Below are 21,814 nucleotides of genomic sequence, written 5' to 3'. Positions count from 1 at the left end.
AGCGTCGTCGACACGTTACCGTCGACCAGACCTAAATGGAAATGATTCTCAATAGTCTGGAGTGTGGACGTGGCCGACCTGAATCCCGAGGACGGGCAGATGCGATTCCTCCCTGCCGACAACCGAACGCCCGTCATCCTGGTGACCGGCCTGGACCGACCCACATCTCGCCGGATCGGAGACGCGTTGACGTCCGATCCCGGCACGGTGCAGGTCCACCACGACCTCAGCGGAGTCGGGGACGGGCGCGTGATCCGGACCCTGACCTGGCGGGAATCCGACGGCCGCCGCCGTGAGGGGGTCACGGTGATCGAACTCGCTCACGGTTGTGTGTCGTGCACGCTGCGCGAGGATCTGCTGCCCCTGCTCAGACGGCTTCACCGGCGATCGTCGGTTCGACGCATCGTCCTCACCCTCGACCCGATCCTGGAACCGGAACGGATCGCGTGGTCCATCGAGCATGTGGTCGTCGACGACGAGCCCGACACGCCCGCGGCACCGGCGGCCCTCGACGTGCGGGTTGAATCGACGATTGTCTCTGTCGCAGAGGAACTGTGGCTGCACCATGCGACGGGCGATCTCGGGTTGTGCGAGGTGTTGCCCGTACCGCCCGACGACGAGCGCACCCTCGCACAGGTTGCGGTGGGTCAGGTGGCCTTCGCCGACGCCCTCGTCGTCGTCGGCAGCGATCCCGCCGCCCGGGACGCCTGGGAGTCCGCTCGCCTCATGGCGGTCCTCAAGCGGTTGTCACCGAGGGCGCCGATGATGTTCGAGTTGCCGGAGCGGCCGCTCACTCCCCTGCTCGTCGAGCAGCTGGTCGCCGCGATCCCGCCTTCGTCGCGGCGCGGGCGCATCGACGGGCCGCACGACCCGCTCCTGGTCGACCAGCCTTCCCTCGATCCCGACTGCGGTGTCACCTGGATGGAGTTCCACACCGACCGGCCCCTGCACCCGGGCCGCCTGCACGATGCGATCGACTCACTGTTGGACGGAGTGGTCTGCGCACGAGGACGCCTGTGGGTCGCGACCCAGCCGGACGAGGCGCTGTGGCTGGAGTCGGCCGGCGGCGGGCTACGCGTCGCGCCGGGTGGTCGGTGGCTCGCCGCGATGGACGACGACGAGCTCGCCCGGGTCTCACCCGAACGGAGAGCACTCGGGGCCTTGCGTTGGGACGACACGTTCGGGGATCGCCACTCTTCGCTGGTGGTGCTCGTCCACCGCGGCGACCCCGACGAGATCGACGAAGCGCTGCGTGCCGCCTGCCTGAACGAGGTGGAACTGGCCGCGGGACAGGATTTCTGGGACACCTTGGACGATCCGTTCGGCCGGTTTCACGCGGACCCGTGCGACGACGTCGACGTCGAGGCGCCGATGGTCGACGCCCCGGCCGCCGACCGCCGATCCGGCAACGGGCGAACCGAGGACCACCACGACGACCGGTGACGTTTCGCCGATCCTCAGGCATGGTGGAGGGATGGCCGACAACGAGCAGCCCGAGTGGACGACGACCGAGGACGACCTGAAGATCGACCCCGACATGCCCGAGCAGCCCGCGGAGCGTGATGGTCCGGACTCGGTGCTGCCCACGTCCGGCGACGCCCCCGTCGGTGAGACCAAGCGCATCGAGGAGGAGAGGGCTGCTTACGACGCGGCGCCGGCCGACACCGATGCTCCGAAGGATCACGCGGTCGGCGGATCGGAGGGCACGGCAGATGGCCAGTGAGAAGCGGACCATCGTCCTCACCGGTGCCAGCGACGGCATCGGTGCCATCGCGGCCCGCGCGCTGTCCGGACCGTCGACGAATCTGATCCTCGTCGGCCGGTCCCCGCAGAAACTCGCGCCCATCGCGGCCGAGACCGGCGCGACGTCGTTCACCGCCGACTTCGCCGACCTCGCCCAGGTGCGTGATCTGGCCGCGCAGATCTCCGGCAGCGTCGAGTCCATCGACGTCCTGATGAACAACGCGGGCGGCACCTTCGATCACAAGGACCGCACGGCGGACGGCCACGAGCCGAACTTCCAGATCAATCATCTCGCTCCGTTCCTGCTGACCCACCTGCTGCGCGACCGGCTGGCCGCGGCCGGCTCGTCACTGGTCCTGAACACGGCGAGCGTCGGCAATCTGGCCGGCAGCGTCGACTTCGACGATCTCGACTTCGAGAAGCGCCGAGCGCTGGCCCTCCGCCCCTACGGCACGGCGAAGTTGATGAACATCCTGTTCACCCGCGGCATCTCGCAGCGGTGGTCCGACGACAAGATCTATTCCGCCGCAGTACATCCCGGTCCCGCCGCGACGAGCTTCGGACGCGACTCCCGGTTCGTCGGACTCGCCTATCGCTCACCGATCACCCGATTGGTGACCATCACTCCCGAGCAGGGCGCCGCACCGCTGATCGCCCTCGCCGAACGCGGTGCGGATCCGTCGGTCAACGGCGTGTACTTCAGCCGGCACAAGCCGAACGGGCTCGAGAACCGGCAGGCACACGACCAGAAGCTCATCGACGGACTGTGGGAGAAGTCAGCGGAACTCACCGGGCTCAACTGACCCGCCCCGGGTCACCCCAACCGAAGGAGCGCAAGATGACGCACAACATCCTCTTCGTCATGACCGGCGCCGACGCATGGACGCTGAACGACGGATCGAGTCACAAGACCGGCTTCTGGGCCGAGGAGGCGGTGGCACCACTCGAGGTGTTCCGGGAGGCCGGATACCCGGTCACCGTCGCGACCCCGGGCGGCGTGCGTCCCCCGGTCGACGAGGGCAGCCTCAGCCCGGATGCGGTCGGATCCGTGGAACGGGCCGAAGAGATCCGGAACGTGCTCGACACCGCCCCCGAACTGCAGAAACCGATCGCCCTGACCGACGTGAACGTCGCGGACTACGACGCGGTGTTCGTACCCGGCGGGCACGGGCCGATGGAGGACCTCGCGGTGGACGCTGACGCGGGTGCGCTCCTCATCGCCGCCGACCAGGCCAAGAAAACCATCGGCATCGTGTGCCACGGACCCGCGATCCTGTTGGCCGCCAAGGGCGAGGACGGCGTGAACGTGTTCTCCGGTCGTACGGTCACCTGCTTCGGCAACGCCGAGGAGCAGCAGGCCGGACTCGCCGACAAGGCGCCCTGGCTACTCGAGAACCGGCTCACCCATGAGGGTTTCAAGGTCACGCTCGGCCTGCCGTGGACGGTGCACACCCAGGCCGACGGCAACCTGCTGACCGGACAGAACCCGGCGTCGTCGGAGAAGCTGGCCCGCGAGGTCTTGCACCGCGTGAAGAAGGTCGCGGAGGAATCCGCGTAGCGGCCTCTAGGCCGGGAGCAGTCCGTCGACCAGCGCGTCGACGATGTCGTCGAGCGATTCCTCGGGCATCAGCGGTCCGGTCAGCCGGTCGAGGACCAGGCCGTCGACGGCGTAGTGGAAGAGCGCGATCTCGCGAGCGGACCCGGGCAGGCCCGCCTGCTCGTTGAACGCCACGTCGCCGGCGAAGCCCGTTCGACGCCATTCCCCGATGATCTCGGCGACCTCGGGTCGGCGGATGCCCTCGAGTCGTAATTCGATGAGGGCGATCGTCACCTCCCGGTTGGCGAGGAGTCGTTCGACGATGTTGCGAAGATACTCCGCGAACAGCTTCTGACTGGGCGACTGGCCTGCCCGTGCGGCGATGAACTCGTCGCTGGGCGCCAGTCGCTCACCGATGCGCTCCACGAGCCCCTGGAGCAACGCTGCGCGGTTGCGGAAGTAGTTCGTCGTCGTGCCCTGCGGAACGCCCGCCTCCCGGTCCACGGCGCGATGGGTGAGTCCGCGTGCGCCCGCTGTCGCGAGCACCGTCAGTCCCGCGTCGGCGAGGGCGCGGCGTCGTTCGTCGTTTCGGGCCATAGCGAAAACGATAGCGCCGACCACTGCAGCTGCTGTACATTCCTAACCACTACATCTGAAGTGATTGGAGTGAGCATTGCGAGAACTCGTGTACTACGTGGCGGTGAGCCTCGACGGGTACATCGCGGGGCCGAACGGCGAGTTCGACGCCTTTCTCGTCGAGGGCGACCACATGGTCGGCATCAACGAGCGCTTCGCCGACACGATCCCGACCGATTACGCGACGGCCCTCGGGATCGACCAGAGCGGCGGCGGCTTCGACACCGTCCTCATGGGCGCCGACACCTACGCGGTCGGCCTGCCGGAGGCGCCGAGTCCCTACCGGCATCTCGACCAGTACGTGTTCACCCACCGAAAGCCGGAACCGGTCGACGGCGTGACGTTCACCGACCGCGATCCCGTGGAACTCGTGCGGGAGCTGAAGTCCCGGAGCGGCAAGGACATCTGGCTCTGCGGGGGCGGGTCGCTGGCGACGCAGTTGATCGGCGAGATCGATCGCCTGGTGCTCAAACGGCAACCGCTGCTGTTCGGGGACGGGATCTCGCTGTTCGCGCCCGGAACGTACGCACCGGGACGGTTCGAACGGGTCAGCAACCGGGAGTTCGAGACCGGGGTGTCGTTCACCGAGTATGTCCGCGCCTGAGTGCGGAGAATATGCCCGAGAAGCAAAACGCACCACCGGGGTCCGGTGGTGCGTTGCGGTTCTTGCAGTGGTGGAGCCTAGGAGATTCGAACTCCTGACATCTGCCTTGCAAAGGCAGCGCTCTACCAACTGAGCTAAGGCCCCGTGCCGACCGGAATCGGTCGACGGGATGCGAATTGGGAGTCCGAAAACTTCCGTCGCAGTGGGCCTAGGAGGACTTGAACCTCCGACCTCTTCGTTATCAGCGAAGCGCTCTAACCGCCTGAGCTATAGGCCCTTGAACCGAGAAGTGAGGTTACCCGACGGATCCCCCACCAACCAAAACAGCTGGTCAGAGGCTCGATTCAGTCGAGATCCGCGAGCGTCACCTCGGCACCGCCGACGAGGTCGGCACAGATGTTGTAGATGTAGCTGCCGACCGTCGCGATCGCCGTCAACAGGATGGCGTTCACGGCCCCCAGAAGAGCCGCCACGCCGAAAACGGTACCCGCCCCGATGACATCCCCCGCGGTGCTCGATTCGTCCGCCACGAGCGTTCCGAAGCTGTTGTTCACCTGATCCCAGATGCCCATGCCGTCGAAGATCAGGTACAGCACCGCGACCGCGATCATCCAGATGAAGAATCCGACGAACGACAGCACCGCGGCGATCTTGAACGTCGCCCACGGATCGATCCGACGCAGCTGCACCGCGGCGCGCAGAGCCGAACCCGCCCCGACCTGACGCGGTGCCGACCGGGGCGCGACCTTCGACGGTGCCGCGGCCGGCGGCGCCTCCGGAGGACGCTTCAGATCGGCCGTGTGGTGGATCTGATCGAGATCCGGCAGATCGTGTCCGGGCAGGTTCTCCCGGTCGATGGTGCTCGTCGGCGACTCGACGAAACCGGGCTCCTCGGTCGCGACGGCGGAGCCCGGCCGACGCGGACTGTCGAGCTTGGTGACGGGAGCCTGCTGACCGCTCATGCTGGCCGCGGCCGTGCCGCTGTTGGTCACGATGCCCCGCGGCGGCGGGCCGCCCCGAGATTCCGGCGGCGGGCCGCCCCGAGACTCCGGCGGCAGGCCGCCGGGGTTGTCCTGCGCGTTCGGGCGCGAGTCGTCCTCACGCCCGAACGCCTCGGTCGGCGCGGAACCGGACGATTCCTCGACCGGTCCGCGCTGCCACGGCGGCACCAGCCCACCGGTCGGTGTCCCCGTTCCGGGACCGGACGGGTTCCCGGACGGGCGCCCGTTCTGCTCCTGGCTCGGCTCGTTCGGTGTGCTCACAGGCAATCCCTCACTCTGGCGTCACTGCCGATGGACATCGACGCGTCGGGTCACTTTCTACCGCCACCGACTGGTCGGCTGCACGTGTTCTCAACCCTAACGCCTACTCCGAGGCGTCCGTCTCCTCCGGCTCGTCGGCGTTGCGGGCGATCGCGATGACGGTGGTGCCCTCGTCGAGGTTCATCAGACGCACACCCTTGGTCTGGCGTCCCGCCTTGCGGACCTGCTTGGCCGCGGTGCGGATGACACCGCCGCCCGAGGTGATCGCGTACAGCTCCGAGTCGTCGTCGACGATGAGCGCGCCGATGAGTTCACCGCGCCGGCGATCGTGGGCGATGGTGAGCACGCCCTTGCCGCCGCGACCCTGGACCGGGTAGTCGTCCATGCCGGTGCGCTTGGCGTACCCACCCGACGTCGCGACGAGCAGGTAGGTGTCCTCGCGAACCACGTTGAGCGACAACAGGGTGTCGTCGGCGTTGAACCGCATGCCCTGTACACCCGAGGTCTGCCGGCCCATGGGGCGCAGGGTCTCGTCGTCGGCGTGGAACCGGATCGACTGGCCCTTCTGCGACACCAGCAGCAGATCATCGTCTTTGCTGCACAGCTGGGCGCCGACGAGTTCGTCCTCGCCGCGCAGGTTGATCGCGGCGATACCGCCGGAGCGGTTGGAGTCGAAGTCGACGAGCTTGGACTTCTTCACCAGACCGTTGCGGGTGGCGAGTACCAGGTACGGGGCGTCCTCGTAGGTCTTGAGCTGGATGACCTGGGCGATGCGCTCCTCCGGCTGGAAGGCCAGGAGGTTGGCGACGTGCTGGCCACGCGCGGTGCGATTGGCCTCGGGCAGCTCGTAGGCCTTCGCCCGGTAGACCCGACCCTTGGTGGTGAAGAACAGGATCCAGTCGTGGGTCGAGCAGACGAAGAAGTGCTTGACGATGTCGTCCTGCTTGAGGCCCGCGCCCTGCACGCCCTTGCCGCCACGACGCTGACTGCGGTAGAGGTCGGTCTTGGTGCGCTTGGCGTAGCCGGTCTCGGTGATCGTGACCACGACGTCCTCGCGGGCGATCAGATCCTCGTCGCTGACGTCGCCGTCGGCCGCGATGATCTTGGTACGACGCGCGTCGCCGTACTTCTCCACGACCTCCTTGAGCTCGTCACGCACGATGGCGCGCTGACGCTCCGGCTTGTCGAGGATGTCCTTGTAATCGGCGATCTCGAGCTCGATCTCGGCCAGTTCGTCGACGATCTTCTGGCGTTCCAACGCCGACAGACGACGCAGCTGCATCGCCAGGATGGCGTCGGCCTGGATCTCGTCGATGTCGAGCAGCTCGATGAGGCCCGTGCGCGCGGTGTCGGTGTTGGCCGACCGGCGGATCAACGCGATCACTTCGTCAAGTGCGTCAAGGGCTTTCACCAGACCGCGCAGAATGTGCGCGCGTTCCTCGGCCTTGCGCAACCGGTACCGGGTGCGGCGCACGATGACGTCGATCTGATGCGCCACGTAGTAGCGGATCATCTGATCGAGACGCAGGGTGCGGGGCACGCCGTCGACGATGGACAGCATGTTGGCGCCGAAGCTGGTCTGGAGCTGGCTGTGCTTGTACAGGTTGTTCAGCACGACCTTGGCGACCGCGTCACGACGCAGCGTGACCACGATGCGCATGCCGACGCGGTCCGAGGACTGGTCCTCGATCCGGCTGATGCCCTTGAGCTTTCCTTCGTTGACCTGCTCGGCGATCGACTGGATCAAGTTGTCCGGGTTGACCTGGTAGGGCAACTCGGTGACCACCAGTGTGGTGGTTCCCTTGTTCTCCTCGATGTCGACGACGCTGCGCATGCGGATGCTGCCGCGGCCGGTGGTGTAGGCGTCCTTGATGCCCTGGCTACCGACGATCAGTGCAGCCGTGGGGAAGTCGGGTCCCTTGATGCATTCCATGCAGGCGGCGAGAGTCGTCTCGTCGTCGGCGTCGTGGTGCTCGAGCGCCCAGAACACCGCATCCGCAACCTCGTTGAGATTGTGCGGCGGCATGTTGGTGGCCATACCGACGGCGATACCGCCGGAGCCGTTGATCAGCAGGTTCGGGATCCGGGCCGGCAGTACCGTCGGTTCCTGGGTCTTGCCGTCGTAGTTCGGCGTGAAATCGACTGTCTCCTCGCCGATGTCACGGAGCATCTCCATCGCGAGCGGCGTGAGGCGGGCCTCCGTGTAACGCATGGCGGCCGCGCCGTCGTTACCGCGTGAACCGAAGTTGCCCTGTCCGTCGATGAGCGGGTAGCGCATCGACCACGGCTGTGCGAGGCGCACCAGGGCGTCGTAGATCGCGGTGTCGCCGTGGGGATGGTAGTTACCCATCGTTTCCGCAACGGGTTTCGCCGACTTGACGTAGCTGCGGTCGGGACGGAAACCGGCATCGAAGGATGCGTAGAGCAGGCGGCGGTGCACCGGCTTGAGACCGTCGCGCACCTCGGGGAGGGCGCGGCCCACGATCACGCTCATCGCGTAATCGATGTAGCTCTTCTGCATCTCCTGGCCGAGATCGACAGGTTCGATCCGGTCGCCTTCACCGTCGGCAGGCGGCAGGGTGGTGTCAGTCATTGTGTGTTCTTTCTCCGATCACTGCGAATCCATTCGATCCGTGATCAGACATCAAGGAAGCGAACGTCTTTCGCGTTACGGGCGATGAAGCTTCGACGTGCGGCGACGTCCTCACCCATGAGGATGGAGAACAGTTCGTCGGCGGCCGCGGCGTCGTCGAGCGTCACCTGACGCAGGACGCGCACCGCCGGGTCCATGGTGGTCTCCCACAGTTCCTTGGCGTTCATCTCGCCGAGACCCTTGTAGCGCTGGATACCGTCGTCGGTGTTGATCTTCTTGCCGGCGGCACGTCCCGCCTCGAGGAGACCGTCACGTTCGCGGTCGGAGTAGGCGAACTCCGGAGCCGACTTCTGCCACTTCAGCTTGTACAGCGGCGGCTGCGCCAGGAAGACGTGACCGTGCTCGATGAGCGGTCGCATGAAGCGGAACAGCAGCGTCAACAGCAGCGTCGAGATGTGCTGGCCGTCCACGTCGGCGTCGGCCATCAGCACGATCTTGTGATACCGCAATTTGGCGATGTCGAACTCGTCGTGGATGCCGGTACCGAAGGCCGTGATGATCGACTGGACCTCGGCGTTCTTGAGAACTCGGTCGATACGGGCCTTCTCGACGTTGATGATCTTGCCGCGCAGCGGAAGGATCGCCTGATACATCGAGTCGCGGCCGGACTTGGCGCTACCGCCGGCCGAGTCGCCCTCCACGATGTAGACCTCACACTTGGTGGGGTCGTTGCTGCGGCAGTCGGCGAGCTTGCCGGGGAGGCCGCCGATGTCGGTTGCGGTCTTGCGGCGCACCATCTCTCGCGCACGACGCGCGGCCATGCGGGCCTGGGCGGAGTCGGCGGCCTTCTTGATGATGATCTTGGCCTCGGCGGGGTTCGCCTCGAACCAGTGACCGAGGTGCTCGTTGCAGGTGCGCTGGACGAAGCCCTTGATCTCGGTGTTGCCGAGCTTGGTCTTGGTCTGGCCCTCGAACTGCGGGTCGGAGACCTTCGCCGAGATGACGGCGGCGAGACCCTCGCGGATGTCGTCGCCGGTGAGCTTGCCGTCCTTCTCCTTGATGAGCTTCTTCTCGAGGGCGTACTTGTTGACCGTGCTGGTCAGCGCCGCGCGGAAGCCCTCTTCGTGCGTGCCGCCCTCATGGGTGTTGATCGTGTTGGCGAAGGTGTGGACCGACTCCGAGTAACCCGCGTTCCACTGCATCGCGATCTCGACCTCGTGTCCCTCGCCCTTGGCGCTGAACCCGATGACCGTGTTGTGGATCGACTGCTTCGTGCGGTTGAGGTGCTTGATGTAGTCGACGAGCCCGTCCGGGTAGTGGTACGTCCGGGTCTTCGGCTTGGCTGCGGCCTGGGCCTTCTCGGTCTCCGACAGGACGACCTCGGCGACATCGGTCGTGGGTGCGTCCTCGTCGCCGTTGGGATCGCCGGGCGGCTCGACGGCCTGGGGGCGCTGATCGGTCAGCGTGATGGTCAGACCCTTGTTGAGGAAGGCCATCTCCTGCAGACGACGCGCCACGGTTTCGGCGTTGAATCTGGTGGTCTCGGTGAAGATGTCGGGATCCGGCCAGAACCGCACCGTCGTACCGGTCTTGCGAGTGGCATCGCCCTGCTCCAGGGCACCCGGCTTGGCGTAGGAATAGGCCTGTGTCCAGTTGTGACCGTCGCGCGCGATCTCCAGCTCGACCTTGGTCGAGAGGGCGTTCACCACGGAGATGCCGACGCCGTGCAGACCACCGGACACCGCATAGGAATCCGAGTCGAACTTGCCACCGGCGTGCAGCTGGGTCATGACGACCTCGACGGTGGGCACACCGGTCCGATGCTTCTCCACCGGGATGCCACGACCGTCGTCGACGACCTGGACTCCGCCGTCCTCGAGGAGGGTCACGTCGACGCGGCTCGCGAAGCCGGCCATCGCCTCGTCGACCGAGTTGTCGACGACCTCCCAGATCAGGTGGTGCAGGCCGCGTTCACCGGTGGAACCGATGTACATGCCGGGCCGTTTGCGGACGGCTTCCAGACCTTCGAGGATGTTGATCGAGTCCGCGCCGTACTCCGACGGCTTCTTCTTGCTCTTCTTGGGTCCGGTGTCGTTGGTGTCGGCCACGAGGTGCGTCCGCTCCTGTTCTGCTCATCGGCGGATCCCAGGTACCCGAGATCCGTCTTCGATCTACTCGACCAGGGGGCGGGCAGGTCGATGCGCACACAGGTATGCCCGGGACTTCCCGGGTTGCCTGAAGGCGGCGGTCGTTCTGCCGTTTGGTGGTCCCCTGTCGGGACAACACCTCACAGTGTACTGCCTGACTTGCCCAGGAACGTGCATCCGGGGCCGCTAACAGGCCCTCAGATCGATTTTCTTGGGACTAGCCCGGTTCGATCGTGGCTTGGGGAGGAAAGTCGGCTCACGGGGCACATCGACTAGTAATGTGCGGACGAGTCTGCTAAGCCCGGCCTAGCCGTAGGTGTCCCGCGGGCCTCTCCCCCGCACATGACGTTCGCCTTTACGCCACGACGGACCCTTGGGGCCGCTGATGCGCAGGGACTTCACCACGCCGTCTCCGACGGCCGCCGCGATCTTCGCCAGGATCTGCGACTGCACGTACCGCAGCTGCGTGGCCCATGCCGTGGACTCGGCCTGCACGTGAAGTACGTTGTCCCGCAACTCGATCGGCTTCGCGTGTGCGGCGATGTCGGCTCCCACGATCTGGTCCCACATGCCGAACAGGGTGCCTTCGCCGATCTTCTCCTGCCAGCCGCGGTCCTTCGCCAGACCGCCGACGAGACGACCGAAGGGCTGCGGATCCCGCGCATCGGGACCCGACCCTGACCATCGCTTACGTGTCTGGGCACCCCGCGGTGTGCGGCGCACGGGTGACGCGCGACCGCGTCCCACCGACTTCCCGGCCGCCCGCGCCGCGGCGCGGGCCTCCTCCAGAGCCTTCCGGGCACGTTCGTATCCGCCGAGTTCGCCCGGTTCGATCGGCCGGTTCGACGGCTCCCCGGCTGCGTCGGGACGCGACGAAGGTGCTTCGTCACTCATCGGAGACCCCGCTCACCGGTTCCCCGACGCGTTCGGGCGGTGAATCCGACTCGTCTCCGACGACCGTCGACCGGCGACCGTCTGCGTCCTCGACGACGTCGACGAGGATCCGACGGCCACCGATCTCGCCCGGGATGTCGTCGGCGACCGCTGCGGTGATCAGCAACTGCTCGGCGCCGGCGGTGAACTCCACCAGTTTCTCCCGACGCTTGGCGTCGAGTTCGGCGAAGACGTCGTCGAGCATGATGACCGGTTCGATCCCCTCGGCGCGCGTCAGTTCGACGGAGCCCAACCGCAGAGCGAGTGCGAGCGACCACGATTCACCGTGGGAGGCAAAGCCTTTCGCTACGTCGGTGCCGAGCACGATGTCGATGTCGTCACGGTGCGGACCGACCAGGCACATACCGCGATCGATCTCCTTGTCGCGCAAGTCGCTCAGACGAGCGGTGAGGATCTCGCTGATCGACTCGGCCGTGGCCGTCTCGACTTCGACGCCGCCGGCGGGCCGATAGCGCAGGGTCGCGGGCCGCGAATGCGGCGCGATCGACGCGTAGGAGCGGGTGAAATGTGGTTCCAGCTCGGCCAGGACCTGCAGCCGTGCCGCGGTCACCTGTCCGCCCAGATCGGCGAGCTGACCGTCCCATACATCGAGCGTGCTGATGACCGACTCGGCCTGGTCACCGCCGCGCCGCAGCGCCGCGGCCGCCGTCTTGAGCAGCGCCGACCGCTGTCGCAGCACCCGGTCGTAGTCGGCGCGAGCGGCCACCCACCGTGGACCGCGCTGGGCGACGAGTTCGTCGATGAAACGTCGCCGGTCGCCGGGATCCCCCCGGACGAGCGAGAGATCCTCGGGAGCGAACAGCACGGTCCGCAGGATCCCGAGCAGATCGCGGGATCGTCGGGCGGGACTGCGGTTGATCGACGCCTTGTTGGCACCTTCGGCGTTGATGCGCAGTTCCGCGGTCAGCTCCCGGCCCTCGTTCTCGACGGTGGCGGTGACCAGGGCCGACGCGGATCCGGAATGCACCAGCGGAGCATCGGAACTCACCCGGTGCGACCGCAGGGTCGCCAGGTAGAACAGCGCCTCGAGCAGGTTGGTCTTGCCGAAGCCGTTCCGGCCGGTGAAGACCGTCGGGCCGGGCCGCAGATCGAGGTCGACGGCCTGCCACGAGCGGAAATCCCTCAGGTGCAGCTCACGTACGAACACGGTCGGTTGCGGTGATCGGCTGGGTGCGCGGCGCGGGTCAGCCCGGCAGGCGGACCGGCATCAGCAGGTAGCTGAACGCGCTCTCGGGGGCCACGTAGGCGCCGGACTCGTCGGCGACCGGATCCTCGCCGCTGGCCGGACGCAGGACCGCCGGACGGCTCGGGGTGGTGAAACCGAAGTCGACGCTGTCGGCGTTGATCGCCGACAGACCGTCCTGCAGGTAGCCAGGGTTGAAGGCGATGGTCAGCGGCTCGCCGTGGAACGACACGGGCAGCTCTTCCTCGGCCTTGCCCGCCTCGTCGCCACCGGCGGTGAGGAGCACGGATCCCTCGGTGAACTCCATCCGGACCTGCGCACCGCGCTCGGCGACCAGAGCGACGCGGCGGATCGCCTCGATCAGCGGAGCGCTGTCGATGGTCGCGACCGCGGTGTGGCTGGCCGGCAGCAGCTGGCGGAACTTCGGGAACTCCGCGTCGAGCAGGCGGGTGGTGGTCTTCTTGGTCTCGCCGAGGATGCCCAGGATGCCGTCGGATCCGATGGCCGCACCGCTGCCGAAGGCCAGCGAGACGACGCCGGTGCCCTCGGCGCCCGCGGTCTTGGCGCTTTCGGAGAGCGTCTTGGCCGGGACCAGAACCGCCCCCTTGGTGTCGGGGTCCGAAGGCTCCCACTGCAATTCGCGCACAGCAAGGCGGAAACGGTCGGTGGCCGCGAGGACCACGGAGTTGCCCTCGATCTCGACGCGCACGCCGGTCAGCATCGGCAGGGTGTCGTCCTTGCCGGCGGCGACGGCGACCTGGGAGATCGCCTCGGCGAACAGCTGTGAGGGGATCGTGCCGGTGATGGCCGGGACGTCGGGCAGCTGCGGGTAGTCCTCGACCGGCATCGTCGGCAGGGAGAATTTGGCGCTACCGCAGGTGATCGCAACGCGGGAGCCGTCAAGGGTCACGTCGACGGGCTTGTTGGGCAGGGCCTTGGTGATGTCGGCCAGCAGGCGACCGGAGACCAGCACCTGGCCGGGCTCGGCCACCTCGGCACCCAGGTTCTCCTGGGCCGAGACCTCGTAGTCGAATCCCGAGACGGTCAGACCGGTCTCGCCGACGTTGAGCACCACACAGCCCAGAACCGGTACCGGCGGACGAGAGGGCAGGCTTCGAGCAACCCAGGCGACGGAATCAGCGAACTCGTCACGTGCGACACGGAACTTCATGCTGGGAGATTGCCCTTCTCTCTCGTGCGGATCGTCGGCATGCCGGAGCCGAAACGACGGCATGGTCGATCACGTCCCACATCCGGGAATCCCACTGTAGAACGCGACCGCCGATGCCGGGATGGTTGGGGCCAACTCAGTCCATCCGGGAGGACGGGCCTGCAGGGCCCGCGGATGGGTGTTTGTGCACAGTCCTTCTTACAAAAGATTTCTCTTTAGAGAGGGATCCATCTCAGTAATAGGAACTGTGGAATCTGTGGACAACAGTTACATCGGGCCAGTCGGACGGGGTGCGCGGGTGTGCATGACCGGTGGAGCGTCGTTGAGTCGAATCCAAAGAGTCTGTGGACAAAACTTGTTGTTCGCGCGGCGTCCACCGTCGGTGCACAGGTCTTCGGCTGTTATCCCATGCCGATCCACAGCCTCAGGACCTGAAAATTGTCATTCCAGACGGCCGATCCGAGTGTGCGAGAACACAGAAGATCGACGTGTCAGTCTCGACCCGGGGAACAGAGTTGTGGTTCTCGGTGATGGATCCGACGTCCGTGCGGGGCCGGCGGACAGTGGTGTCATCTCTTCCCGGGTGGTGCGAGGTGCGAGAGCCGGCTACCGCTGCCTGAGGTGCGAGGAGCGAGGTGCGAGAGCCGGCTACCGCTGCCTGAGGTGCGAGGAGCGTGGCGACGAGCCTCGAAGGCCCAGTGCGCCGTCTCGCCCCTCTGAGGCTCCCCCACGCTCGCACCTCAGGAATCGGGATATGACGGCGTCCAGGCCTGCACACGCCCTTGACACACGAAACGCGCCTCCCGTGCAAGGCACGAGAGGCGCGTGGAGAGCAGAGAAGAGGAGTGTCAGCCCACCGCACGCTGCTTGATGCGGGCGGTCAGCTCCTGGACGTGGTCGTACACCTTGCGGCGCTCGGCCATCTCCTTGCGGATCTTGCGTTCGGCGTACATGACCGTGGTGTGGTCACGGTCGAACGTCTCGCCGATCTTCGGCAGCGACAGGTCGGTGAGCTCGCGGCACAGGTACATCGAGATCTGACGTGCCTGGGCGATGGATCGCGTCTTGCCGGGGCCCCGCAGTTCTTCGACCGAGATGTCGAAGTACTCGGCGGTGATCGCGAGGATGCTGGCGGCGCTGACCTCGAGGGTGCCCGAGTTGGGCAGCAGCGCCTGCAGCACGACGTCGGCAAGCGACTTGTCGAGGGCGGCGTCGTTGAGTGAGGCGAACGCCGTCACGCGGATCAGCGCACCTTCGAGCTCCCGGATGTTGCGCTCGATCTTCGACGCGATCAGCTCGAGGACGTCGTCGGGCACGGCGATGTTGTCCATCTGCGCCTTCTTGCGCAGGATGGCGATGCGGGTCTCCAGATCCGGCGGCTGGACGTCGGTGATCAGTCCCCACTCGAATCGCGTACGGAGCCGATCTTCAAGTGTTGCAAGCTGTTTCGGCGGGCGATCGGACGAGATGACGATCTGCTTGCTCGCGTTGTGAAGCGTGTTGAAAGTGTGGAAGAACTCTTCCTGGATACCCTCTTTACCCACGAGGAACTGGATGTCGTCGACCAGCAGCACGTCGACGTCGCGGTAGCGACGCTTGAACGCCACCCGCCGGTCGTCGCGCAGCGAGTTGATGAAGTCGTTGGTGAATTCCTCGGTCGAGACGTACTTGACGCGCATCCCGGGGAACAGGCGCTGGGCGTAGTGCCCGGCCGCGTGGAGCAGATGGGTCTTGCCCAGTCCCGACTCTCCCCAGATGAACAGCGGGTTGTATGCCCGTGCCGGAGCCTCGGACACCGCGACCGCCGACGCGTGCGCGAAGCGGTTCGACGCACCGATGACGAAAGTGTCAAAGGTGTACTTGGGGTTCAGGTTTGCGCCCGACGGCGACGGCGTACTGGTCGGCCGCTCGGCGAAATACGAGGCCCAGTCGCCCGACGGCCGGCCGGTGTCGCCACCCGGCGCGGGTCCGGCGCCCGGGGTCGCCGGGAAGCCGGCACCGATCGCCGCGCCCGGGACCGCGGAGTAGTCGACCGGCGCCGCGCCGTTGACCACGCGGGGTTCGGGCGCGGCCGGCTCGGGCATCGGCTCGTCGTTGCGGGGTGTCTGGATTCGGACGCCGAGATCGACCGGCTCGTTCAGGTGACGGCTCAGCACGGAACGGATCGTCTCGCGCAGATTCCGCTCGATCTGTTCCTGGACCAGAGCGGTCGGCACGGTGAGGAGGGCGAAACCCTCGGTCAGGGTGAGGGGTCGGACCAGTGACAGCCACGCCTTCTGCTGGCGGGTCAGTGGTTCGTGGTCACGTGCGGCTTCGTCGTCGTTGAGTTCGGCGACGACCTGTTGCCACACCTCACCGAATGTGTCGCGGTCTGAAGTCACGGGGCTGGCCTCCTGACCCGGAAAACTACCAGCGTTGACGCGGGCCGGGGCACCCCACGTCATCGACCGCATCTCTCCACAGAGTTATCCACACCTGTGTACAACGGTGATGACGAACTTGGGACTTTGGTCGGTAACCTCGGATCCCGGCGACACTTCATTGGTGTCCGGCGGGGGTTCGTGGCCGACGCTCTGACAGAACCTAACAGAGGTGTCGGCGGGCTACAAAGCGATCGGGACAATTGACTCGTTCAGACTGATTGTCGCGATCCGCGTGCTCCAGAACACACCTGGTGAGAGACTGTTCTGCTGCCCCGACGACCGCGTTTGATTTGAGCGCGCGCTGTCAGTAGTCTCGACTGGTCATCCAGGTTGCGGATTTGCGCGGCGTTTTGTCATGTTCGCCGAGTTCATCACCGACAAGAGTTCGGCACCGTCCTGGATCAACGACCAACGACAACATGTGGGTCACGTGCGGGTAACCGGCGTGCTCACAGGGAGCACAAGGAGTCACCGTGGCCAAGGGCAAGCGTACTTTCCAGCCGAACAACCGTCGTCGTTCGCGCGTGCACGGCTTCCGTCTGCGTATGCGGACCCGCGCCGGCCGTGCGATCGTCAGCAGCCGCCGTAACAAGGGCCGCGCGAAGCTCACCGCCTGATCGTCGGCTACCCACCGGATCCTCCGGGTCCGGTCAGCTGATGATGACTGCGTCTTCTCATCGGATCTCTCGTGGATCCGACTTCTCACGCACCCTGAAGTCCGGTGCGCGGGTGAATGCTCGTGACTTCGTCGTACACCTGGCACCGGTCGGCCCACAGTGGCCGGATCCGACCGGGTTACGCCGCGACGTCGCCATGACAGGTGGACCCTGGCTCGGCCTTGTCGTGAGTAAGTCGGTGGGCAACGCCGTGGTCCGCCATGCCGTCGCACGACGGCTGCGGGCCGCGTTCGCGGCTACGCGGCATCTCTGTCCGGCCGTCGAGACATACGTGGTGATCCGCGCTCGACGCGGCGCCGCGGACAGGACCAGTGAAGAACTGGCGGATCAACTGCGATCGGCTTTGACCAGCCGGCGGGTCATCGAGATGACGCCCACCGCAGGCACACCGACCGGGGCGGGTGTCGGACGATGATCGACGCCGAGCTGAATGACCGTGGATCGGCCCCCTCCCCACCCCGTCATCGTCGACTCCGAACACTCGGACCGACTCGCCCGCGGACGCGGACGATCAGCTCACCGTCATCGCCCGGATGCGCCGGGTAGCCCATCTGCTCCCCCGCCGCACGGTCATCTTTCTCATCGAGCTCTACCGGACCTGGGTATCGCCGCTGCGGCTGCCCACGTGCCGGTTCGAACCGACCTGCTCGGGTTATGCAGTGGAGGCCCTCGAACGTCACGGCTTCTTGTACGGCTCTCTGCTGGCGACGGTCCGGCTCCTCAAGTGCGGTCCGTGGCACAAGCCCGGATACGACCCGGTTCCCGACAAAGGTCCCCGCGAACTGTGGAGCGATCTCTGCGGCCGGATCCGTGAACTCTCCGGCGGGCCGCAGTCGGCCCACGATGGCCGGACCCATCAGCCACCGTCCCGGCGGAACGATTCCACCTAGAGAACAACAAGTAAGGGGTACTGACCCGTGCTCGACTTCATCTACTACCCGGTGTCCGGGATCATGTGGGTGTGGCATTGGCTCTTCAGCTACGTCACGCCCGCCAGTCCCGGTGGCGACGGCATCGCCTGGGCATTGTCCGTGGTGTTCCTCGTCTTCACCCTGCGTGCAATTCTCTACAAGCCCTTCGTGAAGCAGATTCGCACCACGAAGAAGATGCAGGAAATCAACCCGCAGCTCCAGGCGATTCGGAAGAAGTACGCCAAGGACCGGGTCAAGATGACCGAAGAGATGCAGAAGCTCCAAAAGGAGCACGGGTTCAACCCCATGCTCGGCTGTCTGCCGATGCTGCTGCAGATCCCGGTGTTCATCGGTCTGTTCCACGTGCTGCGTTCGTTCAACCGTATGGGCACCGGCATGGGGCAGCTCGGCATGAGCGCCGCCGAGACCCGGTCGCAGGGCAACTACGTATTCAGCGCGGAGCAGGTGCAGAACTTCCTCGACGCGCGCCTGTTCGGCGTCCCGTTGTCGTCGTATCTCGTCGAACCGTCGACCGAGTTCCAGGCCTTCGTCGAGCCGGGTGCCCCGATCGACTTCACCCGCCCGCAGATTGCTTACGTCGTGGTGCCGATGATGATCGTCGCTTCGATCGCCACCCACATGAACTCGCGCGCCTCGGTGCAGCGTCAGCCCGAGGCTGCACTGGAGAATCCGCAGACGCGGATGATGAACAACCTCGCGCTCTACATCTTCCCCATCGGCATCCTGGTCACCGGTCCGTTCTTCCCCGTCGCGATCCTCCTCTACTGGATGAGCAACAACATCTGGACCTACGGCCAGCAGCACCTGGTCTTCGGCAAGATCGCCAAGGAAGAGGAAGAGGCCAAGCTCCTCAAGCAGGAGAAGCTGAAGGCGAATGCCCCCAAGCCGGGTGTGCGTCCGGACCGCCAGAAGAAACGCAATGCAGCCGCAGACGAATCCGGCAACTCGGAGACGACAGCGGTGTCCATGACCAAGGCGGGTGCGACCGACGACGCGGATGCGACGAGCGACTCCTCCCCCAGCGGCGCCACGGACTCCGGGCCGGGCGCGAAGCCGAAGCCGGGACAGAAACCGACGCGCTCGAACGCCGGCGCCGGTCCGGGTTCCAAGAAGCAACCCCCCAACCGGGGCGGGAAGTCCACCGCCAAGAGCGGTAAGAAACGCGGCAAGCGATGACCGCACAAGACTTGTTCGAAGAAGCACACAGTTAGGTGAATGAGATGACAGCAGAGACTGCAACTCAAACCGGAACCGAGACCGAGGCGCAGGACGACGCCAAGGCCACGACCGAAGACCAGACCGAGTCCACCGCCGAGTCCACCGGCGCGGACACCGCTGCCGACACCGACGTCACCGACGAGTCCGCCGAGGACTTCGACGATGACGAGGACGACGACGAGGACGATGACGAGGACGACGAAGATCGCCTCGTCGAAGAGGGCGAGATCGCGGGCGACTACCTCGAGCAGCTGCTCGACGTCCTCGACTTCGACGGAGACATCGACCTCGATGTCGACGGTGATCGTGCCGTCGTCAGCATCGACGGCGGTGACGACCTGACGAAGCTCGTCGGCCGTAAGGGTGAGGTTCTCGACGCCCTGCAGGAACTGACCCGTCTCGCGGTCCAGCAGGCGACCGGTGAGCGCAGCCGGCTGATGCTCGACATCGCCCGGTGGCGTGCCGATCGTCGTGACCGCCTGGCCCGTCTCGGCCGCGAGGTCGCCGAGCGCGTCCTCAAGTCGGGCGAGCGCGAGGCGCTGGATCCGATGACTCCGTTTGAGCGCAAGATCGTCCACGATGCGGTCGCCGCCGTCGACGGTGTCGTGAGCGAGAGCGAGGGCGCCGAGCCCAAGCGTCGCGTGGTGGTCCTCCCCGAGTAGTAGTCGCCCGGACTACCAAGTTGCACTCAGGCCCCGACCGTCGGTCGGGGCCTGAGTCGTTTCCGGGCTCCCCTCCCCTTCAAGGTTCCCGACGCTCGAATGGCTGCGAGAAATTACAGGGGTGTTGTTTCACGTGAAACGTCGGTCTTTGGGGCCTTCGTCAGTTCTCGCGTGAGGGGACGTTATGGGTTCTCGTGCGCGGCGAAGAGCCGTCGATTCGACGCCCTCCGGCCAACTATGGCACCGGATCTCCGCGACCTCAGTCATCGGGCTTGATTTGTCACGTGTCGTTTCATTTTGGATCGGCTCATTGCGGCCCGATGCGACTCCGCGAATCCGTCTGCATCCCTTGGCGGCCATCCGTTCGCGGGTTCGATGCAATCGAAGTGCGATGCTGATTGTGGAGTGTCCCCCCCACAGAGACTCTCACCGGTCCCTTCATAGGAAGCCGAGGTTCTAGTGAGTGTGCCGGTCTGGTTGCGGGCCGGTGAGTGCTGGCAGGCTCGCATGATGGTAGATGTCGCCCTTCGTGGCGGGCAGCGACATGACTCGCGTCATCTGTCGCCGATCTGGTTTCACGTGAAACGGGGCGGTGCTGAGGTCCACGGGAACCAGCGCGGTGTACGCGGCGTCGCTCGGCCCGAAGTCGAGAAGCGTGCCTAGGCCCCGCCACCGTAATGAATGCCCCGTTCTGCCGGCCCCGATTCATCCAACCCTTTCGCGACCGATTGAGATCTCGTCGGCGTCCGAGCCGCGAAGCGTCGTCCATCGTGAGGGACACTTGAGAGGTACGAAGCAAATGGGGTTGAGAGCAGACGGGGTTGAGTCGGTGCGCAGGCCCGCATCGCGAGTTGACTGCTCCCCTCCCCCCAGAAGCCGCCGTGCCGTGATGACGCGTAGCGGTGAGCATCCGACAGTGCTTCCCCGGGCTCCTCTCTCGTCGACCGGATCCAGCTGTGGCACGACAAGCGATTGAGTTAGAACTGGGCGTTTGGATTCGGCGTCATGACCAACGACTCGTCCGCCGGGCCGTGGATCGGCAACTCTGCTCCGGTCATGCGACTACGAGTTCAGCGGTCCATCGAATAACACCAATGTGGTTTCACGTGAGAAATGTGCCTCCGGGCTCCATGTGCACCGACCGTGAGTCCCGCCAGGTTCCACGTGAAACACTGTCATAGGACCAACTAGAAACGGAGGCGCAGTGTCGTCAGACGCTCAACCCGATGACCATCCCGACCTTGATTCACTGCAGACCCCGCCGGCCTCGGCGGACGCGGTGTTCGGTGAACGTAAGGAACTGGCGGAGGGTTACTGGCGAATTCTGGCCACCGATGGCATCGACCACGGCCTGATGGGACCCCGAGAGGTTCCTCGTCTGTGGGATCGGCACATCCTCAACTGTGCAGTCATCGGCGAACTGATCGAGAAGAACGAGATCGTGTTCGACGTCGGGAGCGGTGCGGGCCTACCCGGTTTACCGCTCGCCATCGCACGGCCGGATGTGTCCATCACTCTGATCGAGCCGCTGCTTCGTCGTAGTACCTTCCTTGAGCGAGCAGTCCAGACCCTCGGCCTCGAGAACGTGGCAGTCGTCCGCGGCCGTGCGGAGGAGAAGGCGGTCCGCGCGGGCGTAGGTCTTGCGGACGTGGTGACGTCCAGGGCTGTCGCACCGCTTGAGCGGCTCGCCAAATGGTCCGCTCCCCTTGTTCGTGGGGGCGGACGGATGATCGCGATCAAGGGATCGTCTGCGGCCGAGGAGATCGAGCGGGATCGCGCGGTCGTCGGGAGGACCGGAATCAGTGACCTCCGGGTAATCACGTGCGGGGCCATACTCGAGACCCCGACGACTGTCGTGGTGGGGACGAAGGCAGAGCGGGCCGCGAGAAAGCAGCGACGGCGATGAGCATCGCCTGGATCATCCGCGGTAGTGCGGCCGATTGTGCCGACGGTGTCACACAGAGGGAGTTCTGAATTGGTATGGAGTCCGCGTAAGGCGCAGAATAGAAAGCGTCCTGGCAGTGCGACTCAGCGCGCTGCCGTTGACGATTCTGCATCAGTTGGAACCGGGG

General features: G+C 65.8%; 18 protein-coding genes, 2 tRNA genes and 1 pseudogene. 11 read left to right on the top strand and 10 right to left on the bottom strand.

Going from position 1 to position 21,814, the window contains the following annotated elements:
* Positions 1-63: 63 nt before the first annotated feature.
* Genes mrf through GOALK_RS22635 form a run of 4 tightly spaced genes read left to right on the top strand, consistent with a single transcriptional unit; the run spans position 64 to position 3,301 of the window.
* Positions 64-1,443 (top strand): ribosome hibernation factor-recruiting GTPase MRF, encoded by a 1,380-nt coding sequence (gene mrf / locus GOALK_RS22650; protein ID WP_006361184.1) that lies wholly within the window; start codon positions 64-66, stop codon positions 1,441-1,443.
* A gap of 31 nt (positions 1,444-1,474) precedes the next feature.
* Positions 1,475-1,723 (top strand): hypothetical protein, encoded by a 249-nt coding sequence (locus GOALK_RS22645; RefSeq protein ID WP_006361183.1) that lies wholly within the window; start codon positions 1,475-1,477, stop codon positions 1,721-1,723.
* On the top strand, positions 1,713-2,546 hold the full coding sequence (locus GOALK_RS22640) for an SDR family NAD(P)-dependent oxidoreductase (RefSeq protein WP_006361181.1): 834 nt from the start codon (positions 1,713-1,715) through the stop codon (positions 2,544-2,546). Before GOALK_RS22645 ends, GOALK_RS22640 begins: the two co-directional genes overlap by 11 nt.
* A gap of 35 nt (positions 2,547-2,581) precedes the next feature.
* Positions 2,582-3,301 (top strand): type 1 glutamine amidotransferase domain-containing protein, encoded by a 720-nt coding sequence (locus GOALK_RS22635; RefSeq protein WP_035753885.1) that lies wholly within the window; start codon positions 2,582-2,584, stop codon positions 3,299-3,301.
* A 6-nt stretch (positions 3,302-3,307) separates the two neighbouring features.
* On the opposite strand, the gene GOALK_RS22630 is transcribed toward GOALK_RS22635, so the two are convergent.
* The gene (locus GOALK_RS22630) at positions 3,308-3,877 is read right to left on the bottom strand and encodes a TetR/AcrR family transcriptional regulator (RefSeq protein WP_006361179.1); all 570 of its coding nucleotides are present in this window, start codon (positions 3,875-3,877) and stop codon (positions 3,308-3,310) included.
* Positions 3,878-3,953: 76 nt separating this feature from the next.
* Here GOALK_RS22630 and GOALK_RS22625 point away from each other — a divergent pair, with 76 nt between their 5' ends.
* Positions 3,954-4,520 carry a dihydrofolate reductase family protein gene (locus GOALK_RS22625; RefSeq protein WP_006361178.1) on the top strand — a complete coding sequence of 189 codons (567 nt, stop codon included), beginning with the start codon at positions 3,954-3,956 and terminating at the stop codon, positions 4,518-4,520.
* A gap of 68 nt (positions 4,521-4,588) precedes the next feature.
* Here GOALK_RS22625 and GOALK_RS22620 read toward each other — a convergent pair.
* The 9 genes from GOALK_RS22620 to dnaA all read right to left on the bottom strand — a co-directional run bounded on the left by GOALK_RS22620 (position 4,589) and on the right by dnaA (position 16,211).
* Positions 4,589-4,664: transfer RNA gene (locus GOALK_RS22620), tRNA-Ala, on the bottom strand.
* Between the two features lie 59 nt (positions 4,665-4,723).
* A tRNA-Ile gene (locus GOALK_RS22615) sits at positions 4,724-4,797 on the bottom strand.
* 67 nt (positions 4,798-4,864) lie between these two features.
* Positions 4,865-5,782: a DUF3566 domain-containing protein gene (locus tag GOALK_RS22610; RefSeq protein ID WP_006361177.1), complete on the bottom strand. Its 918-nt coding sequence runs from the start codon at positions 5,780-5,782 to the stop codon at positions 4,865-4,867.
* 103 nt (positions 5,783-5,885) lie between these two features.
* On the bottom strand, positions 5,886-8,375 hold the full coding sequence (gene gyrA / locus GOALK_RS22605; RefSeq protein ID WP_006361176.1) for a DNA gyrase subunit A: 2,490 nt from the start codon (positions 8,373-8,375) through the stop codon (positions 5,886-5,888).
* A 44-nt stretch (positions 8,376-8,419) separates the two neighbouring features.
* Positions 8,420-10,483, bottom strand: a complete 2,064-nt coding sequence (gene gyrB / locus GOALK_RS22600; RefSeq protein WP_006361175.1) for a DNA topoisomerase (ATP-hydrolyzing) subunit B — start codon at positions 10,481-10,483, stop codon at positions 8,420-8,422.
* A 345-nt stretch (positions 10,484-10,828) separates the two neighbouring features.
* Positions 10,829-11,416, bottom strand: coding sequence for a DUF721 family protein (locus GOALK_RS22595; RefSeq protein ID WP_006361174.1), 588 nt, complete (start codon positions 11,414-11,416; stop codon positions 10,829-10,831).
* Entirely contained in the window at positions 11,409-12,623 is a 1,215-nt protein-coding gene (gene recF, locus GOALK_RS22590; RefSeq protein WP_006361173.1) for a DNA replication/repair protein RecF, read from the bottom strand. Before recF ends, GOALK_RS22595 begins: the two co-directional genes overlap by 8 nt.
* A gap of 37 nt (positions 12,624-12,660) precedes the next feature.
* On the bottom strand, positions 12,661-13,830 hold the full coding sequence (dnaN, locus tag GOALK_RS22585; protein ID WP_006361172.1) for a DNA polymerase III subunit beta: 1,170 nt from the start codon (positions 13,828-13,830) through the stop codon (positions 12,661-12,663).
* Positions 13,831-14,678: 848 nt separating this feature from the next.
* A complete protein-coding gene (dnaA, locus tag GOALK_RS22580; protein ID WP_006361171.1) occupies positions 14,679-16,211 on the bottom strand; it encodes a chromosomal replication initiator protein DnaA in 1,533 nt (510 codons plus the stop codon).
* Positions 16,212-16,726: 515 nt separating this feature from the next.
* Between dnaA and rpmH the strand changes: the two genes are divergently transcribed.
* The 6 genes and pseudogenes from rpmH (at position 16,727) to rsmG (ending at position 21,648) form a co-directional block, all read left to right on the top strand.
* Positions 16,727-16,870 carry a 50S ribosomal protein L34 gene (gene rpmH / locus GOALK_RS22575; RefSeq protein WP_005200386.1) on the top strand — a complete coding sequence of 48 codons (144 nt, stop codon included), beginning with the start codon at positions 16,727-16,729 and terminating at the stop codon, positions 16,868-16,870.
* Between the two features lie 43 nt (positions 16,871-16,913).
* Complete coding sequence (rnpA, locus tag GOALK_RS22570) at positions 16,914-17,345, top strand: ribonuclease P protein component (RefSeq protein ID WP_035754031.1); 432 nt, start codon at positions 16,914-16,916, stop codon at positions 17,343-17,345.
* Positions 17,342-17,820 (top strand): annotated as a pseudogene (yidD, locus tag GOALK_RS22565) (membrane protein insertion efficiency factor YidD). Before rnpA ends, yidD begins: the two are co-directional and overlap by 4 nt.
* Positions 17,821-17,847: 27 nt before the next feature.
* Complete coding sequence (yidC, locus tag GOALK_RS22560) at positions 17,848-19,038, top strand: membrane protein insertase YidC (protein ID WP_006361168.1); 1,191 nt, start codon at positions 17,848-17,850, stop codon at positions 19,036-19,038.
* Positions 19,039-19,082: 44 nt separating this feature from the next.
* The gene (locus tag GOALK_RS22555) at positions 19,083-19,742 is read left to right on the top strand and encodes a Jag family protein (protein ID WP_035753894.1); all 660 of its coding nucleotides are present in this window, start codon (positions 19,083-19,085) and stop codon (positions 19,740-19,742) included.
* A 1,204-nt stretch (positions 19,743-20,946) separates the two neighbouring features.
* On the top strand, positions 20,947-21,648 hold the full coding sequence (gene rsmG, locus GOALK_RS22550; protein WP_006361166.1) for a 16S rRNA (guanine(527)-N(7))-methyltransferase RsmG: 702 nt from the start codon (positions 20,947-20,949) through the stop codon (positions 21,646-21,648).
* Positions 21,649-21,814 lie beyond the last annotated feature (166 nt).

It is taken from the genome of Gordonia alkanivorans NBRC 16433 (assembly GCF_000225505.1).
Classification (GTDB): Bacteria; Actinomycetota; Actinomycetes; order Mycobacteriales; family Mycobacteriaceae; genus Gordonia; species Gordonia alkanivorans.
This window is presented reverse-complemented; position numbering and strand designations above follow the sequence as displayed.

What these genes read in the sequence shown, in the direction of transcription:
- GOALK_RS22630 (WP_006361179.1), bottom strand. Translation starts at nt 3,877, where the DNA reads ATGGCCCGAAACGACGAACGACGCCGCGCCCTCGCCGACGCGGGACTG.
- GOALK_RS22640 (WP_006361181.1), top strand. Translation starts at nt 1,713, where the DNA reads ATGGCCAGTGAGAAGCGGACCATCGTCCTCACCGGTGCCAGCGACGGC.
- GOALK_RS22555 (WP_035753894.1), top strand. Translation starts at nt 19,083, where the DNA reads ATGACAGCAGAGACTGCAACTCAAACCGGAACCGAGACCGAGGCGCAG.
- GOALK_RS22645 (WP_006361183.1), top strand. Translation starts at nt 1,475, where the DNA reads ATGGCCGACAACGAGCAGCCCGAGTGGACGACGACCGAGGACGACCTG.
- GOALK_RS22635 (WP_035753885.1), top strand. Translation starts at nt 2,582, where the DNA reads ATGACGCACAACATCCTCTTCGTCATGACCGGCGCCGACGCATGGACG.
- gyrA (WP_006361176.1), bottom strand. Translation starts at nt 8,375, where the DNA reads ATGACTGACACCACCCTGCCGCCTGCCGACGGTGAAGGCGACCGGATC.
- GOALK_RS22595 (WP_006361174.1), bottom strand. Translation starts at nt 11,416, where the DNA reads ATGAGTGACGAAGCACCTTCGTCGCGTCCCGACGCAGCCGGGGAGCCG.
- dnaN (WP_006361172.1), bottom strand. Translation starts at nt 13,830, where the DNA reads ATGAAGTTCCGTGTCGCACGTGACGAGTTCGCTGATTCCGTCGCCTGG.
- rnpA (WP_035754031.1), top strand. Translation starts at nt 16,914, where the DNA reads ATGACTGCGTCTTCTCATCGGATCTCTCGTGGATCCGACTTCTCACGC.